Genomic DNA, 17,676 nt, shown 5'->3' on the forward strand with positions numbered 1-17,676 from the left:
CAAAGGAGTTGAACCGTAATGAATAGAGTTATGTCCAATAAAAAGATAGTTGCTCTGTATATCGCACCAGCGCTTTTTCTTATCCTTGCCTTGATTTATGTCCCAATTGTCCAAACCGGATATTTCGGCTTAATGAAATGGAATGGAATCGGAGAGATGGAATTCATTGGCTTAAAAAATTATGCCTATCTGATACAGGATTCCTTGTTTTGGAAGAGTGCCTACCACTCCTTAATACTGGCAGTTTTTTCAACACTTAGCTTGATTGGTTATTTATTCATCTCGATGATATTGGCAGGCAAAATAAAAGGAGCAGATTTGCTTAGAAAAATCTATCTGATTCCCATGCTGCTTGCATCTGTTGCCATTGCGCAACTCTGGCTGAAAATTTACCACCCTACAAATGGAATTCTAAATAGTGTTCTGGTTTCACTTGGAGTTGAAAATCCACCCGCATGGCTAGCGGAACCAGGCATCGCGCTATACGCGATTATCGTCCCGATTATCTGGCAATATGCAGGCTTTTATATTTTGATCTATTATGCAGCATTGAAAAACATCCCGGATTCCCTTGAAGAAGCTGCAAAAATTGATGGCGCTACGCCACTTCAAATTGCATTAAAAATAAAAATTCCATTAATCATGAATGTAATCAAGGTAACGATTGTTCTTGCAGTTGTCGGATCATTGAAATATTTCGACTTGATTTATGTCATGACTGATGGAGGTCCAAACAATTCCAGTGAGGTTATGGCCTCATATATGTACCATAAAGCATTTAAGGGCTTTGACTTTGGGTACGGAAGTGCTATTGGTTTCTTCTTATTAATCATCTGTTTAGTTGTTACGTATATCATAAGGAAAGTTACCACACAGAATGACGATATTTATTAAAAGAGGGGGGATTTAGGTGAATACGGTGAAAACGACTGGATCTCCGGTAATCATAAATAAGGAAAAATCGAATCTAGCGAAGAGCCCATTCCTTAATCGCGCAGCCTATGGAATTATGTACCTATTCCTTATTATCGTAGCTATTTTTCAAATCTTTCCGATCATCTGGTTATTTCTTTTTTCATTGAAAAATAACCAAGAAGTTTTTAATATGTCTCCCTTTTCCTTGCCAGCACAGCCAAAGTGGGAGAATTACCAAAAGGTTTGGACAGAGGGGAACATTAGCCAATACTTTTTCAACAGTATCACCTACACGGTAGTAGCGGTTGTATTGACTGTTATTTTAGCAAGTATGGTAACATTCGCCCTTACGAGAATGAACTGGAAGGGCAGGAAATTGGTGTTGGGCTTATTCATGGTTGGACTAATGATTCCGGTCCATTCCACACTGATTCCTTTATTCAATACTTTTACAAAAATAAACCTGATTGATAATCCGCTTTCCGTCATCTTCGCCTACACTGCCTTTAATCTGCCGATCACAATTATGATATTGCTTGGATTTTATGAGGCGCTGCCAAGAGAGGTAGAAGAGGCTGCTGTAATGGACGGAGCTTCGATTAATCATATATTTTTCCGGATTACCCTGCCAATGACTGCACCAGTTATTGCAACGGCAGCGATTATTAACATGATTTACAACTGGAATGAATTTGTTTTCGTCAACACATTTATTAGTTCAGACAGCTTTAAAACGCTGACAGTTGGAATTCAGAACTTTATCGGTCAATATACAACGGACTGGGGTGCAATTGGTGCAACGCTTGTTATTAGTATCCTGCCAATTCTGATTGCATTCTTAATCTTGAGCAACCGAATTGTCGAAGGAATTGCTTCGGGTTCAGTTAAAGGCTGATTTATTAAAATCTAGCAACCTATGAAAATAGGATAGAAGGTATTGAGGGAAACTTGGGATTAGAGGTGAAAAACCGTGCAATTTGGAAAAACGATGGGGAAACTGTTCACTTTTTGTGAGTGGATTATGAGGCTTGCATACGTGAATCTATTATGGTTTTTCTTTTCCCTGGCAGGATTGGTTCTCCTAGGAATCATGCCGGCAACGGTGGCTCTTTTTACGATCGTCCGAAAATGGCAGTTGAAAGAAACCGACCTCCCCATTTGGAAAACGTTTCTTTCCGTTTACAGACAAGAATTCAAAAAATCAAATGGATTGGGTATATGTATCGGATTGAGTGGGGCATTTATCATTTTTGACTTTCTTTACTTGAGAACAGTAGGAGGAGCGCTCCAATTTGCCTTGTTCATCCCATTACTGATGATCACAGGATTTTATGTACTTACCCTTGTTTATATTTTTCCAGTCTATGTTCATTTTGAATTAAAAACTTTGGATTATATAAAAAATGCCTTTTTCTTAAGCATACTTAATTTCCACATGACCGTATTGATGCTGGCAGCTTCAGCAGCGATCATTTTCTTGGTTTTGTACCAAACAAGCTTCATCCCATTCTTTAGTGCTGCAACGATTGCTTGGGTACTGATGTTTGGTGGGAATTATAGTTTTAACCGGATGGGGGCTAGACACTAGATTTGCAGCAGCTCTTCCAACCAAAAGAAAAATGACACATTCCCCATGTCATTAAGATACGGGTACAAAAACGAGCATAAATATTAGTTGATGAACAGGAGTGTTAAAAATGGCTACAATTCAAAATCCAATTTTAACGGGTTTCAATCCAGATCCGTGTATTTGCCGGGTTGGCGAAGATTATTATATAGCGGTGTCGACATTTGAATGGTTTCCAGGGGTGGGGATTTACCATTCCAAGGATCTAAAAAACTGGCGTTTAGCAGCAAGGCCGCTAAACCGGTTAAGCCAGTTAAATATGATGGGAAATCCGGATTCGGGAGGAATATGGGCACCGGCACTAACCTACCGTGATGGTCAGTTCTGGCTGATTTATACGGATGTAAAGGTGGTTGAAGGTCAATGGAAGGATTGCCATAATTACCTTGCTACCTGTGAAACGATTGATGGCGAGTGGTCAGACCCAATTTATTTGAATAGCTCAGGCTTTGATCCCTCATTATTTCATGATGAAGATGGTAAAAAATATTTGGTCAACATGAATTGGGATCATCGTATAGGTCATCACAATTTTTACGGGATTTCACTTCAGGAATACAGTCCGGTAGAACAAAAGCTAGTTGGTAAGGCTGAAATTATTTTTAAAGGGACGGATATTAAACTAACGGAAGCGCCGCATTTATATAAAATTGGTGACTATTACTTTCTATTAACAGCTGAAGGCGGCACGAAATTTGATCACCAAGCAACCATTGCGCGCTCTAAACAACTGAGGGGTCCATACGAAGTGCATCCGGAGAACCCGCTGATCACGTCGTTCCATGCCCCGAGGATTCCTCTTCAAAAAGCAGGTCATGCTTCGATTGTACATACCCATACAGGTGAGTGGTTCCTTGTTCATTTAACTGGGAGACCATTATCCAGAGAAGGACAGCCTTTGTTAGATCCCCGTGGCTACTGTCCACTTGGAAGGGAAACTGCGATCCAAAGACTAGAGTGGAAAAATGATTGGCCATACGTTGTCGGAGGAAACAAGCCATCTGTTGAGATAGAAGGGCCAAGGGTGGACGAAGTGAAGTGGGACAGGGACTTCCCTGAGAAAGACGAATTTGATACAGAAATGTTGAACCCTCATTTTCAGAGCTTACGGATCCCATTAGGGGAGAAAATCGTTTCATTAAAAGATAACCCTGGCCACTTGCGCCTGTACGGGAAAGAATCGTTAACTTCTAAATTCACACAAGCATTTGTGGCAAGACGTTGGCAGCATTTTACCTTTAGCGCGGAGACAAAGGTTGCCTTTACCCCGAATACCTTCCAGCAATCTGCAGGCCTGGTGAATTACTATAATACACAGAACTGGACATCATGCCAGGTCACCTGGAACGAGGACAAAGGGAGAATCCTTGAACTCATGACCTGTGACAATTTTACCTTTGACCAACCGCTTCAAGGTCAAGAAATTGTCATTCCAGAGGATGTTGAATATGTGTATCTTCGTGTGGATGTGAAGACGGATGTATACCAATACTCCTTCTCCTTTGATGGTGAGAACTGGTCAGTGATTCCAGTAACATTCCACTCCTACAAGTTGTCGGACGATTATATTCAAGGCGGCGGCTTCTTCACCGGCGCATTTGTAGGCATACAATGCCAAGACACATCAGGCCAAAACCTGCATGCAGATTTTGACTACTTTAGTTACAAAAACAACAATTGATACAATTTTACATTTAAGTTTGTTGTTGATATCAAAAAGGTGTCAGGCACCGCTCGTGGACATTTGTCCACGAATGGTGCCTGACACCGTCCTTTTTAGTTCGAATCCCCTAATAATCTATTTCAGACACTTGCTATAAATACGGAACCTATTTGAATCGAAGTTTGGTGGAAATTTGCTTTCCGTACGCGATGACTCGCTCGATTAGGAAGTTTTTTCGTTCTTCCGTTATGTTGAAATTGACATAACCAATACTAATAGCGCCAATTAGTTCATTTATTTGGTTAAAAATAGGGGCAGCTACTGATGATGTGCCTTTCGTTCTCTCCCCATGACTCTCCCCATAGCCCTCTTTCACTATTTGATTTAATACAGTTAAAAAAGTATCTCTATCTTCTTCAGCTACTAGTTCATTTACGATTTTTTGCCTTTCAATTGAGGGCATATGGGCTAACATGACTTTATTTGCTGCTCCAATGTTAAGTGGAATGCGTAATCCTAATTGATCATATATACGGATCGGGTTTTGCTGGCAGTCAATTCTCTCAACGATTAATGATTCTAGCCCCATTGGTTTACTGAAATAAATACTCTCTTCTACCTCAAGCATTAATTTTTCCATCTCAGGGCGAATTAGTCCTACAAAATCAAAGGTATCATACATCTGTAAGCCATATTCTAACCAGGTGTTCCCCATTGAATAATGTTTTAAATTTGGATCCTGTTGTATCAGACCATGCTGCTTCATTGATTGTAAAAGACGATGCATTGTACTAACAGGTAAGTCACACTCCTTAGATAAATCTGTAATTGAAAACCATTTCTTCGTTTCATTTCCAACAAGGACTTTGATCACCTGCATGGCTCGATCGATCGTTTGCATATTTTCATCTCCTATTTAAATTAGGTATCAGTAAAAATATTAATAACTATTAATCAGTAAATTCAAAATATATTGACATGAAATTATTACTACTATAATATCATATTATAAGTTTTCCTGTCAGGGGAAATGAATTCCACTATACGGAAAAGTGAAGGGGGAACTGCTTTGGCATCATCTATGTATACAAAACTCAACACCGTTATTGTTAAACACCCAAATGAAGCCTTTATTAATCAAGAACATTTAAAAAAGGAATGGGAAAAATTCAACTATATTCATGAACCTGATTTTTCAAAAGCACAGCATGAATTTGAACAGTTTCTTTCTATTATTAAACAGCATGTGGACCATATTGAATTTTTACCCGCGTCAGAACGTGTAGGATTAGATTCTCTCTATGCCCATGATCCCGTTAAATTTACGAAAAAGGGTGCAATTATTTTAAAATCAGGGAAAAAATTACGACAGCCGGAAGCCGAGGTGTATAAACAATTTTTAATAGAAAAGGACATTCCTATATTAGGTGAACTTACTGGTGAAGCAGTAGCTGACGGGGGAGATCTTGTTTGGCTGGATGATCGCACACTGTTAATTGGCCGTGGCTATCGAACGAATGATGAAGCGATCCGCCAAATCAAGGAAATTACTAAAGGTTTAGTGGACGAATGTATCGTTGTTCAGCTTCCGCATGACCAAGGTGAGGACGAATGTCTACATCTTATGTCTTTTATTAGTATCGTAGATGATAACCTGGCTGTTGTTTATTCGAGATTAATGCCAGTCTTCTTAAGACAAATGCTAATCAAGCGTGGCTTTGAACTAATTGAAGTTCCCGACGAAGAATATCATCGACTAGGCTGTAATGTCCTTGCCTTAGCACCGCGAATTTGTATCATAGTTTCTGGAAGCCCTTACACTAAGCAGAAATTAATGGATGCGGGGGCAACCGTCTATGAATATGAAGGAAATGAAATCTCTTATTTAGGTACAGGTGGTCCGACCTGTCTCACTTGTCCTGTAATCCGTACATAATTGAAGGAGGAAAAAATATGTTTAAAACTACAATTGTCAAAACACCTGGAGAAAGCTTCATCCATGGCTTAACGACTTCTGATCTAGGGAGTCCTATTTTAGAAAAGGCACTCGAGCAGCATAAAGCTTATATTGATGCACTAAAAACCTGTGGGGTAGAAGTAACCGTCCTGCCTAATCATGAGGATTTCCCAGACTCTACCTTTGTAGAAGACACGGCAGTGCTGACACCTGAGTTTGCGGTTATTTCAAACCCAGGGGCCCCTTCACGTAACGGGGAAATTTTTGAGATGGAGCCGACAATAAAATCCCATTATGAAAACATCTATTATATCAAGTCACCAGGAACCCTTGACGGCGGCGATATTTTACAAATTGATAATCATTTTTATATAGGTCTTTCTAAAAGGACAAATTTGGAAGGAGCTGAACAATTAAAGCAAATTCTTGAGTTGGAACATTACCAGGCGACTATTGTTCAACTAGAAAAGTTTTTCCACCTTAAAACAGGTATTTCTTATCTTGGAAATCGTACAATTGTTGTTGCAGGTGAATTTATTGATCATCCAGATTTTAATTCCTATACAAAAATTATCGTTCCACCGGAAGAGGAATATGCAGCGAATTGTATTCGTGTGAATGACTATGTCATCATTCCAGCAGGTTTTCCTCAAACGAAGCAAAAAATGAACGAGGCTGGTTTTCGGACGATTGAGCTCGACATGTCTGAATTTCGTAAATTAGATGGCGGCTTAAGCTGTTTATCACTACGTTTTTAAGGAACATTGGGGACTGCTAATAGACAAGGGGTGTGTGGGGGATGGTTGAACGAGAGGGTCAGCAGAATCAATTAAATCGATCAATGAAACGTCGTCATTTGTTTATGCTTTCGTTAGGTGGAGTCATAGGAACAGGGTTGTTTTTAAATGCTGGCTATACCATTAATCAGGCCGGAGCTGGTGGTGCATTAATAGGTTATTTATTTGGTGGGATCATTTTATACTTGGTCATGGTGTGCCTAGGGGAACTGGCTGTCCACATGCCTGTAACAGGCTCATTTCAAACATATGCAAGTAAATTTATTAGTCCTTCCGCTGGATTTTCGTTAGGATGGATGTATTTCGTTGGTTCAGCGACAACGGCTGGGGTTGAATTTACCGCGGCAGGAATCCTAATGAAACGGTGGTTTCCTGATGTTTCAGTCTGGATATGGTGTGCTGTTTTCATTGCCCTTTTATTTGTCCTCAATGCTCTTACAACCAGAGGATTCGCAGAGGCAGAATATTGGTTTGCAGGTATTAAAGTGGTTGCTGTTATTTTCTTTATTATTATTGGTTTCGCTGCTATTTTTGGAATCATTCCATTGGCCGACCGTCCCGCTCCATTTTTAGAAAACTTAGCACCATCTGGATTGTTCCCTGCAGGTTTTGTCATCCTTTTTGTTACGATGATGAATGTTATCTTTTCCTATCAAGGATCTGAATTGATTGGAATTGCTGCTGGGGAAAGCGAGGAGCCGGAAAAGAATATTCCCCGAGCCATTCGAAACGTCCTTTTTAGAATTATCGTCTTTTATCTAGCTTCTATTGTTATATTATCCGCCATTTTCCCATCTAAGGAACTGGGATTATTGGAAAGTCCATTCGTAACCCTTATGGATATGGCAGGTATTCCTTTCGCACCAGATATTATGAACTTTGTTATACTGACAGCAATATTATCGGTTGGAAACTCATGTATTTACGCGTCGACCCGTTTACTATGGGCGATGGCGCAAGAAGGAATGGCTCCAAAACGGTTTGGAAAGCTATCAAAACGCAAGGTTCCATTTGCTGCTCTAGTATTTACGATGGTTTTTTCTCTATTATCCTTGCTAACTAGCTTCATTGCAGCCGACACAGTGTTTGTATTGTTAATGTCGATTGCCGGCATTTCTGTAACGATTTCATGGATCGGTATTGCCCTTTCACAGTTGTTGTTTCGGAGGAAATACCTGCAAGATGGCGGAAAATTAGAGGAGTTACAATATAAAGTCCCATTTTATCCATTAATACCAATTATTTGTATCGTATTCTGCGTTTCAATCTTAATATTCTTGGCCTTTGATCCGACCCAATTAGTCGGTTTACTAGTGGGTTTAGGATTTTTAGCCGTATGCTATATTTCCTATTATTTTAAGAATAAAAAGGACAAATTGAGCGCAAATAATGATGTAGACTATCGATAGGTTGTCACGATAGGGTGTCAGGCACCACTCGTGGACAGTTGGCTGCATTTGTCCATCTTAGGTGGACAGTTGTGATTCACCATTTTGTAATTAATTAAAGGAGTAATCGGGTAATGAATCATCTAAATTGGGGGACACCAGAGGCACTTCGTGAGCTTTTGTGCGAAGTGGTGAGCTGGAGAAGCATGACATTGACAGAGGGTGAACGTAATTTTCCTTTAAAGGTAGAAGCAAAACTACGAGGGTTGGGCTATTTTCAGGAAAATCCTACTCACTTACTTCTTCACGATGCCGATCAGGGCAGGCGGTTTTTAACTGCTTTATATAAACATCCAAATGCAAAAGAAACCATCGTTCTCATTAGTCATTTTGATACAGTGAATACGGAGGAATATGGAGATCTAGAGGATTTTGCTTATCAGCCAGAAGAGCTAACCAACTTGCTCCATGAAAGATTGGATGGGTTACCGGAAGATGTGGTGCAGGATCTGAAATCTGGAGAATATTTATTCGGCAGAGGCACGATGGATATGAAAATGGGACTTGTGATGCATATGGGATTAATCGAAAAAGCAACTGTCGAACAATGGCCGATTAATCTTCTCTTGTTAACCGTGCCAGATGAGGAAGTAAATTCGGCGGGTATGTGTGCAGCTGTACCGAAATTATTAGAACTAAAGGAAAAGCATGATCTCACCTATAAGCTTTTCTTGAACGGAGAACCCGTATTTTCACAAGAACCGGGTGACGAAAATTATTATGTGTATTCAGGTTCCATCGGTAAAATTATGCCATCCGCACTTTTTTACGGGAAAGAGACACATGTTGGTGAACCTCTCAGTGGAATCACAGCACCATATATTGCATCGTTTTTGACGCAGAAGATGGAATGGAATTTGAGCCTCCAAGAAACGGTGAGGGGTGAAACAACCCCTCTTCCGGTCACACTTCAACAAAAAGATTTAAAACTTGAATACTCTGCTCAAACACCATACCGCGCAGCAGCCTTGTATAATGTGTTTTTAATGGAGCGGAATGCGGAAGAAATTATGGATATCTTTGAAAAAGTGGCTGTTAACGCGGCTAGTACCTGCAACCGGGCCTATATGGAAGTCTGCAAAGAGCAGTTTGTAGACCCAGTTGGTGAAGTGCATGTCTTACGTTATGAGGCTTTACTTACGCATGCGATTAATAAATTTGGAACGGATTTTGTCGAAGCAATCAAAGCAGCCATTCATGCAAATTCAGAATGGGATGACCGTGAAAAATCCCTCCGAATTGCAGATACTCTAATAATTCAGTGCCAGGAACTTGCACCGGCGATTGTTTTGCTATTTGCTCCACCTTATTATCCAGCGGTAAATTCATCAAATGATGAACTCATTACACGATGTGTAGAATATTTGAAAGAGCAAGGTCTCGCAAAATTTAATTTGCCTGTTCAGCAAGTTCACTATTTTAATGGAATTAGCGACTTAAGCTATGTTAATTATCAGGACGATGGGGAAGGATGGACCGTCTTCAAATCAAATACCCCGGTATGGGGCAGCGGTTACAGCATCCCATTCGATGCGATGAAAGAACTCCGAGCTCCTGTCTTAAATGTTGGCCCACTCGGAAAAGACGCCCACAAACGAACGGAGCGTCTTCATATGAAAAGTGCATTTGAAGAAGTTCCGGTCCTTGTCGAGGGTATGATAAAAATGATGATTAATAACTAGGAAAGAAACTGATTCGTATCGTCGAATCAGTTTTTTTTATCTGGTGGGTCTACTCTTATTCAAATGTTCAATTTTTGTTAAGAAAATATAAAGAAAAATAGGCCTTTTTAAGGAGGAGTTAATCTGACATCCTAATGGAAAATGTAGCTTTTTTTGTTTAAAAGTGATTTACTCTCATACAAATTGCCTATATTTTAGCACTTTCGATTTATTCGCTTTTACAATTGTTTACATTCGCTTAATAAACCCCCGCTATAATGATAATCGTAATCCAACACATTCAAGTTTATTTGAGGGGGAAATCGAATTGTTTAAGAAAAAACTTATGAAAAAGGTTCTTCCAGTTGCTGTCCTTTCAACCATAGCTTTTAGCAGTCTTGTTGGAACAGGCACCGCTAACGCAAAATCAGAAAATACAACTAAAAACAATGCAGATATAAAAAATGTTATTTTTCTAATCGGGGATGGAATGGGTGTTTCTTATACGTCGGCCTACCGTTATTTAAAAGACGACCCGTCTACTAAAAGAGTGGAGTCAACTGAGTTTGATAGATTTCTAGTTGGACAACAGACTACATATCCAGAGGATGCAAAGCAAAATGTAACGGATTCAGCATCAGCCGCTACAGCAATGGCTGCGGGAGTCAAAACCTATAATGCCGCCATCGCAGTTGACAATGACAAATCTGAAGTGAAAACTGTCCTTGAAGCAGCGAAAGAGAAAGGGAAATCAACCGGACTTGTTGCTACGTCAGAAATCACACATGCCACACCTGCATCGTTTGGTTCTCATGATGTAAACCGTAATAACATGAATGCCATTGCGGATGATTATTATAATGAGATGGTTAACGGAAAACACAAAATTGACGTTCTCTTGGGAGGCGGCTCAGATTTATTTATCCGTCAAGACCGTAACCTTACAGATGAATTCAAAAAAGACGGATACAGTTATGTTTCAAACCTTCAAGAATTGAAAAAAGACAAAAATGACCAGGTTCTTGGATTATTTGCGAAACGGGGTATGCCAAAAATGATCGACCGGACGGCAGAGATGCCTTCCCTAGCAGATATGACGACTTCTGCCATTGAGCGCTTAAATCAAAATAAAAAAGGGTTCTTTTTGATGGTGGAAGGAAGCCAAATTGACTGGGCAGGTCATGATAATGATATTGTAGGCGCAATGAGTGAAATGGAAGATTTCGAAAAAGCGTTCAAAGCAGCGATTGAGTTTGCTAAAAAGGATGGGCATACATTGGTTGTGGCAACAGCTGACCATTCAACTGGCGGTTATTCGATCGGTGCCCGCGGAGAGTACAACTGGTTTAGTGCACCAATCAATGCAACAAAACGCACACCTGATTTTATGGCAGAGCAAATTGCTAACGGTGCAGATGTGAAAGAAACGTTGACTAAATATATCAATCTTACTTTAACAGATAAAGAGATTCAGTCTGTTAAAGATGCTGCGGCTACGAAGAAAGTAGTGGATATCGATAATGCGATCGAACAAATTATTGATACCCGTTCATTCACTGGATGGACGACGGGCGGACATACAGGCGAAGATGTAAATGTATATGCATTCGGACCCGCCAGCGAACGCTTTGCCGGTCAAATCGATAATACAGATAATGCCAAAATCATCTTTGACATTCTTGAAAAAGGCAGCCGATAAACAGTCATCGAAGACAAGTAAGTTTTAACAATAACAGTAATTTAGAATTCGCAAATAAGATATCCCGTTGCCTTTTTAGCAATGGGATATCTTTCTAAAAAGAATTTTTACTTGGTGGAGGGAATCGATGTGAAACAGGCAATGATAACTATTTTATTTGTTTTTCTACTTACGGGCTGTTCATTTGTTTCAATTCAGCCAACTAATGAGAAAACTGATGCAAAAACAGAGAATACTTCCACAGCTACCAAAAAGATCTCCGAAGACGATCATGACGCCTATTATAATAGCCCTCAGGTTACGGATGATTCAACGTTACAAAAACCCGGACAGTCTGTTACGGATGAAAAAGGGGAGGCTACTTTAAAAGCGATAAAACCAATAAATAAGGTTTATCATTTTGGGGATATTGAGTACACGATCAAAGAAATGAAACTTCTCCACTACAGACCTGATTATAGCTTAATTGACTATTTCCACCCGTTAACGGAAGCCGAGGAATTTGATTTTATTAAAATAAGTGTGGATATTAAGAATCACTCCAAAGAAAAGCGGAATTTTGCCCCAGTCGCCCTTTTTGAAACGAATACTGGTGTGAAAATGGACTGGAAACAGGATATGTATCTTGAACATTTGAATGGAGAAATCGAAGGAAATCAAATAAAATGGGGGAGTCTAGGCTTTATAGTTGACCAAGCAGGCAGCAAAAAAACGGAATGGATTAGTATTCTAACCAGTGACGTGTTTAATGATAAACACGAAAGACTAGAGGAAGCACAAAAAATCCAACTTGATTTTTAATGGAGAACGAAAAGGTGTCAGGCACCACTCGTGGACATTTGTCCACGAGCGGTGCCTGACACCCTTTGTCCTGGTAGAAAATTCAATCCACTATTTTCATCCTGATTTGGTCGTGCGAAAATGAGTCGTAGGCAGGTGGAATTACATCAGGGCCCATCCCATTTTTGGGATAGGGCCCTTTTTGTATTCCGAGTTTGTGCAACAAATTGGTACAATTTTTATGAGAGGGTAGTCATTATGGATATAGTATAATAAAAATACTAAAATTTCTAATTGTACATGTCTTCTTCTGGAGGGATTGCGTTGACAGTCGGGGAACTATGCCGAACACTAATTGTAGACGATGAAATGTTGATCAGACAAGGGATTAAGCACTATATCAATTGGGAGCAAGAGGGGTTCATGATTGTTGGTGAGGCTTCGAACGGTCAAGAAGCACTGGAATTAATTGAGGCCGCCGCCCCACATATCATTATTACAGATATCGTAATGCCGATCATGGATGGGGAAGAATTAACCAGAATTGTGAAGGAAAGATATCCTCACATTGAAATCATTATTTTAAGTAGTTTTGGAGAATTCGATTATGTACGATCCACCTTCCAAAGTGGTGTTGTTGATTATATTTTAAAGCCGAAGCTCAATGCAGACGGTCTGTTAAAGGCGTTGAAAAATGCCGCAAGCAGAATTCCTTCCTTTCAGAAAGTGGATCAAAGATTAACAGGCAATCTCCCAATTGGGCAGATTATCAATAAACTGATTTCAGGATATGAAGTGAATTATGATTCGGAGTTAGTATCCAAAGCTTTGCCATACAGCCATTATTGTTTAATTGGAGCTGATTTAAGGAATCACCAGTCTAGAAATAGTGCAGAATTTCAAACAAGTATCAAGGCGAAAATCGAAGAGGCATTGCAACATATCATAAATCAAGTTGTTTACGAGCCCTTAAGCGTTGAAGAGAATATCATTGGATACTTAATTAATATAAACAAGCAGAATGATAAAGAGTTTATTAAATTGGCCAGCCAACTTGCAGAGTCTATACCAGGAATGAGTATTGCCTTGACGGATGAGTTTTCAGACCTTTCACAACTAGGAAGCAACTACAAAGAAAGTCTCGTAAAATTGTTAGATTATCGCTTTTATTTTCCAAATCAACCGTTTTTAATGAAAGAGAATCTTCCAAAAGTGCCGCCCAAACCCGAAAATTTTAATTTGGATTGGTTTACAGAAGAATTAAAGAGAAAACATTTTGATTCCGCTTTCAAATATCTACAAGACCATGTAAAGGTAATGTCTTCTTGTTATACGATGGATGTCTTTGAATATAAAGCTTTTTTTGGCAACATTATTTTTAACATTACCATTCTTCTAAGTAATATGAAATTTGACGTAACAGAATTGGAAGAAGCCAAGTATTCATATTTTAGGTCGATTGATGAAGCACCTTCGGCGAAGGCCACGGTTGAACTAATGAATCGCTTTATTGAAGAAGCGGAGAAATGCATATTTTTGGTGCAGAGTGAGCCCGAAGATATAAATATGAAAAAACTGATGGAATATATTAGAGAACATTATGCCGAACCGCTTACCCTTACTGGGGTCGCAAAGCACTTTCATTTTAATCCATCTTATCTTTCAAGCTATTTTTCAACGCATAATAAGGAAGGATTCATCGAATATCTAAATAGAATGCGGATCGAAGAAGCGACGAAACTGCTCATGGAGGGAATGGAATCTATCTCAGAAATTAGTGGAATGGTCGGTTATTCGGACCATAGTTATTTCTGTAAAGTTTTTAAGAAAATAAAGGGATTGTCTCCAAGCCAATACAAAAGAAAGCAAAAACTAAGATAAGAGATGGTGAATTATGAGATTTATTCCCGAACGTTTTAAACATAACGGATTGTTTATCGTTATGTTTTTCATTACGGTTATGATGATTATCACAGTTTCAATCACTATTACATGGACAACGATTCGGATGTCGGAGCAATTTTTTATTAAAAAGTTTAGCATTACGAACTCTAAAGTAATGAGTCAGGTAAAGGGAAGTTTCGAATCCTTTAACTATTCGGTCGTCCTAGCATCTAACAATCTCCTTCAAAGCAATACGATTAAAAAAATTCTGACGAAGGAGCAATACAGCAATAAAGAGAAACTTAATGCCTATTTTAATACGGGCCAACAGTTAAATCGAATTGAAACCAATTTAGATGCATATGAAGAAAGCATTCTAGTCATGGGTAGAAATGGGTTCAGTTTTGCAACGGATCGGACGTACTGGCCAATAACGGATGAGGAATTAAGGACTAGCAGACTTACTAGTAATACGTTTAAGGAACCAAAGAAACTGGTGTACCAATTGGACAAGCGAAATGATGGAACGAATCGCCAGTTCATTGTGGCATCAAAGGTACTAATGGAACGGATCAACGGTACTGTTTATGGATCGATGTTCTTTGCGTTTGATGAAAGTCAATTTAGACAGTTCTTCACAAGCTATACAGGACCTGGTAATAATGTGTTTGTCGTAGACAAGCAGGGAGTTATTGTTTCTAGCAACCAATCAAAGCTCATAGGTCAAGCACCAAAAGGCCTGCTTAGCTATGTAGGAAAAATTGAAAAGAGTTCAGACCATTATATCATTGATAATTTTATGGGAAAGGATCAAATTATCTCGATGGAATACCTTCCATCGTTTGACATGTACCTATTTAATATAATTGATAAGCAAAAAGCAGTTGGAGACCTAATTGATAAGAAAGATATCGTGCTCATCTCAATGGGTATCGTCTTTGTGGCGTTAATCATTGTCTTACTAGCGACGAGGAGATTGACAAATTCGTTATCGAGTCTTGTTAAGCAGATAGAAGATGCGTCAAAACATGAATTCCACCAATATGTTACTGCAACCGGCACATATGAAACCATGAAAATCGGCAATGCCTTTAATTCCATGCTCGATGAGCTCCACTTGTATGTTGAACAGCTTGTGGAATCACAAAAGCAAAAGCGCAATGCGGAATTGGCTGCGCTGCAGCAGCAAATTAATCCTCATTTTTTATACAACACGTTAACTTCAATAAAATTCATGGTGCAGCAAGGTGGAAAAGAAGAAACCGAAGCAACAATTAATGCTTTAATATCCTTGCTTCAGAATACAATTGGCAATGTCAGCGAGACGAATACCATTGTCCAAGAAGTGGATAATTTAAAAAATTACGTCCTTATTAATCAAAAGCGGTACGGTAACCGGATTAATGTTAACTATTTTATCGCGCCAGATTGTTTGGAATATCACGTACCAAAGCTTATCCTGCAGCCTTTTATGGAAAATTCATTCTTTCATGGCTTCAATCATAAGACTGGTGGCTATATTAATGTACTTGTCTGGAAAGAGGAGAATACGTTGATTTGTGAAGTCGTGGATAACGGAGATGGAATGGAAGTCTCTTCAGAGAATAAACTCCCGACTACAAAGCGTAAACAACAGATGTTTTCTGGGATTGGTGTGCGGAATGTCCATGAGCGTATCCAACTGATTTACGGGGAACAGTATGGGGTGACAATTTCTAGCGAGTTGGGTGAAGGGACTAAGGTCCGGATGACACTTCCAGTTTCAACTAAGTGAAAATAGTCATAAAATCTAAAAATAATCCAAATAAATCAATTGGAAGCGTGTTCATGTTATAAAAATATTACCAACCATTAAAAATATCGTCCTAACGGTTACTTCCTAACAGGTGATAACATTGTATTTGTAAGTTGGATAACGCTTACAAAAATAGAATGTTGGGGGAATATCAATGAAAAAAGTACTAGCACTCTTTTTAGTTAGTATATTGATGCTAACTGCCTGTTCTTCGGGATCAAATAAAGAGACTTCCGACAGCGGCAAAGATACAAATGAAGTAACAGTATGGGCATGGGACCCGAATTTTAACATTAAAGCAATGAATTTAGCAAAAGAAGCTTATAAATCTGAAAACGCAGATGTAAACATTAAAGTTATTGAACATGCTCAAGATGACATTATTCAAAAGCTTAATACGAGCTTAAGTTCTGGAACTACAAAAGGACTTCCGAATATTGTTTTAATTGAAGATTACCGGGCACAAAGCTTCCTTAAAGCGTATCCAGATATGTTCCATGAATTAACTGGATCGTTTAAAGCAGATGATTTTGCTCAGTATAAAATTGCCCCTACAAGCTTGGACGGCAAAAACTACGGCCTTCCATTCGATACTGGTGTTACAGGACTATATGTTAGAACGGATTACATGGAAAAAGCGGGCTACACGCTTGATGATTTAAAAGATATCGACTGGAACAAGTACATTGAAATTGGTAAAAAGGTAAAAGAAGCAACGGGTAAACAAATGCTTACACAGGATCCAAAAGACCTTGGTCTTATTCGTATGATGGTTCAGACAAGCGGTTCATGGTATTTAAAGAACGACGGGGTTACACCTGACCTAGCAGGCAACGCTTCTTTAAAGGAAGCATTCCAAACATATAAAGAGCTTTTAGATGCGGATTTAGTGAAACCTGTCTCTGATTGGGGCCAATTTGTAGCAGGCTTTAACAGTGGTGATGTTGCTACGGTTCCAACGGGTAACTGGATTACTCCATCCATCAAAGCAGAAAGCTCACAAGCAGGTAAGTGGGCAGTGGTTCCGATCCCAAAACAAGCTGGAATTTCAGGTTCCGTGAACGCCTCTAACTTAGGCGGAAGCTCTTGGTACGTGCTTAACATTCCTGGCAAAGAAAAGGCTGCTGACTTCTTAGCAAAAACTTTTGGTTCTAATGCTGATTTTTATCAGACTTTGAATAAGGAAATGGGAGCGATCGGTACTTACAAGCCAGCTGCTGAAGGCGAAGCGTATAAGGCTGCGGACGATTTCTTCGGAGGTCAAAAGGTCGTTAGTGACTTTGCTGCCTGGACAGAGAAAATTCCTCAAGTAAACTATGGTATGCATACGTATGCAATTGAGGACATTTTAGCTGTGGGAATGCAAGATTACCTTAAAGGTAAAGATCTAGATAAAGTATTAGAAGATGCACAAAAACAAGCAGAAGAACAAATTAAATAACAGAACAAA

14 protein-coding genes are annotated in these 17,676 nt (G+C 39.2%); 13 read left to right on the forward strand and 1 reads right to left on the reverse strand.

The features are described 5' to 3' along the window. Nucleotides 1-18: 18 nt before the first annotated feature. From J7E63_RS09685 to J7E63_RS09700, 4 genes are all read left to right on the forward strand, one after another. Nucleotides 19-894 carry a carbohydrate ABC transporter permease gene (locus tag J7E63_RS09685; protein WP_215011445.1) on the forward strand — a complete coding sequence of 292 codons (876 nt, stop codon included), beginning with the start codon at nucleotides 19-21 and terminating at the stop codon, nucleotides 892-894. A gap of 115 nt (nucleotides 895-1,009) precedes the next feature. Then, nucleotides 1,010-1,810 (forward strand): carbohydrate ABC transporter permease, encoded by an 801-nt coding sequence (locus tag J7E63_RS09690; protein WP_215011561.1) that lies wholly within the window; start codon nucleotides 1,010-1,012, stop codon nucleotides 1,808-1,810. 75 nt (nucleotides 1,811-1,885) lie between these two features. Further along, a complete protein-coding gene (locus J7E63_RS09695; protein WP_308161933.1) occupies nucleotides 1,886-2,503 on the forward strand; it encodes a YesL family protein in 618 nt (205 codons plus the stop codon). 109 nt (nucleotides 2,504-2,612) lie between these two features. Then, on the forward strand, nucleotides 2,613-4,223 hold the full coding sequence (locus J7E63_RS09700; RefSeq protein ID WP_215011447.1) for a glycoside hydrolase family 43 protein: 1,611 nt from the start codon (nucleotides 2,613-2,615) through the stop codon (nucleotides 4,221-4,223). Nucleotides 4,224-4,371: 148 nt separating this feature from the next. Here J7E63_RS09700 and J7E63_RS09705 read toward each other — a convergent pair whose 3' ends face one another. Then, nucleotides 4,372-5,106 carry an IclR family transcriptional regulator gene (locus tag J7E63_RS09705; RefSeq protein WP_215011449.1) on the reverse strand — a complete coding sequence of 245 codons (735 nt, stop codon included), beginning with the start codon at nucleotides 5,104-5,106 and terminating at the stop codon, nucleotides 4,372-4,374. 180 nt (nucleotides 5,107-5,286) lie between these two features. On the opposite strand from J7E63_RS09705, the gene J7E63_RS09710 reads away from it, so the two are divergent. The 9 genes from J7E63_RS09710 to J7E63_RS09750 all read left to right on the forward strand — a co-directional run bounded on the left by J7E63_RS09710 (nucleotide 5,287) and on the right by J7E63_RS09750 (nucleotide 17,667). After that, entirely contained in the window at nucleotides 5,287-6,141 is an 855-nt protein-coding gene (locus J7E63_RS09710; RefSeq protein WP_215011565.1) for a dimethylarginine dimethylaminohydrolase family protein, read from the forward strand. A 17-nt stretch (nucleotides 6,142-6,158) separates the two neighbouring features. After that, entirely contained in the window at nucleotides 6,159-6,920 is a 762-nt protein-coding gene (locus tag J7E63_RS09715) for a dimethylarginine dimethylaminohydrolase family protein (RefSeq protein ID WP_215011451.1), read from the forward strand. 41 nt (nucleotides 6,921-6,961) lie between these two features. After that, on the forward strand, nucleotides 6,962-8,368 hold the full coding sequence (locus J7E63_RS09720; RefSeq protein WP_215011453.1) for an amino acid permease: 1,407 nt from the start codon (nucleotides 6,962-6,964) through the stop codon (nucleotides 8,366-8,368). Between the two features lie 113 nt (nucleotides 8,369-8,481). Continuing rightward, nucleotides 8,482-10,089 carry a M20/M25/M40 family metallo-hydrolase gene (locus J7E63_RS09725; protein ID WP_215011455.1) on the forward strand — a complete coding sequence of 536 codons (1,608 nt, stop codon included), beginning with the start codon at nucleotides 8,482-8,484 and terminating at the stop codon, nucleotides 10,087-10,089. 307 nt (nucleotides 10,090-10,396) lie between these two features. Next, a complete protein-coding gene (locus tag J7E63_RS09730) occupies nucleotides 10,397-11,767 on the forward strand; it encodes an alkaline phosphatase (RefSeq protein ID WP_285289925.1) in 1,371 nt (456 codons plus the stop codon). A gap of 129 nt (nucleotides 11,768-11,896) precedes the next feature. After that, nucleotides 11,897-12,568: a hypothetical protein gene (locus J7E63_RS09735; protein WP_215011457.1), complete on the forward strand. Its 672-nt coding sequence runs from the start codon at nucleotides 11,897-11,899 to the stop codon at nucleotides 12,566-12,568. A gap of 303 nt (nucleotides 12,569-12,871) precedes the next feature. Next, on the forward strand, nucleotides 12,872-14,428 hold the full coding sequence (locus tag J7E63_RS09740; RefSeq protein WP_251033451.1) for a response regulator transcription factor: 1,557 nt from the start codon (nucleotides 12,872-12,874) through the stop codon (nucleotides 14,426-14,428). Between the two features lie 13 nt (nucleotides 14,429-14,441). Then, entirely contained in the window at nucleotides 14,442-16,205 is a 1,764-nt protein-coding gene (locus tag J7E63_RS09745; protein WP_251033452.1) for a sensor histidine kinase, read from the forward strand. Between the two features lie 175 nt (nucleotides 16,206-16,380). Next, nucleotides 16,381-17,667, forward strand: coding sequence for an ABC transporter substrate-binding protein (locus J7E63_RS09750; RefSeq protein WP_215011461.1), 1,287 nt, complete (start codon nucleotides 16,381-16,383; stop codon nucleotides 17,665-17,667). Nucleotides 17,668-17,676 lie beyond the last annotated feature (9 nt).

The sequence above is a fragment of the Bacillus sp. ISL-75 genome (assembly GCF_018613095.1).

What these genes read in the sequence shown, in the direction of transcription:
- J7E63_RS09685 (WP_215011445.1), top strand. Translation starts at nt 19, where the DNA reads ATGAATAGAGTTATGTCCAATAAAAAGATAGTTGCTCTGTATATCGCA.
- J7E63_RS09690 (WP_215011561.1), top strand. Translation starts at nt 1,010, where the DNA reads ATGTACCTATTCCTTATTATCGTAGCTATTTTTCAAATCTTTCCGATC.
- J7E63_RS09700 (WP_215011447.1), top strand. Translation starts at nt 2,613, where the DNA reads ATGGCTACAATTCAAAATCCAATTTTAACGGGTTTCAATCCAGATCCG.
- J7E63_RS09705 (WP_215011449.1), bottom strand. Translation starts at nt 5,106, where the DNA reads ATGCAAACGATCGATCGAGCCATGCAGGTGATCAAAGTCCTTGTTGGA.
- J7E63_RS09710 (WP_215011565.1), top strand. Translation starts at nt 5,287, where the DNA reads ATGTATACAAAACTCAACACCGTTATTGTTAAACACCCAAATGAAGCC.
- J7E63_RS09715 (WP_215011451.1), top strand. Translation starts at nt 6,159, where the DNA reads ATGTTTAAAACTACAATTGTCAAAACACCTGGAGAAAGCTTCATCCAT.
- J7E63_RS09720 (WP_215011453.1), top strand. Translation starts at nt 6,962, where the DNA reads ATGGTTGAACGAGAGGGTCAGCAGAATCAATTAAATCGATCAATGAAA.
- J7E63_RS09725 (WP_215011455.1), top strand. Translation starts at nt 8,482, where the DNA reads ATGAATCATCTAAATTGGGGGACACCAGAGGCACTTCGTGAGCTTTTG.
- J7E63_RS09745 (WP_251033452.1), top strand. Translation starts at nt 14,442, where the DNA reads ATGAGATTTATTCCCGAACGTTTTAAACATAACGGATTGTTTATCGTT.
- J7E63_RS09750 (WP_215011461.1), top strand. Translation starts at nt 16,381, where the DNA reads ATGAAAAAAGTACTAGCACTCTTTTTAGTTAGTATATTGATGCTAACT.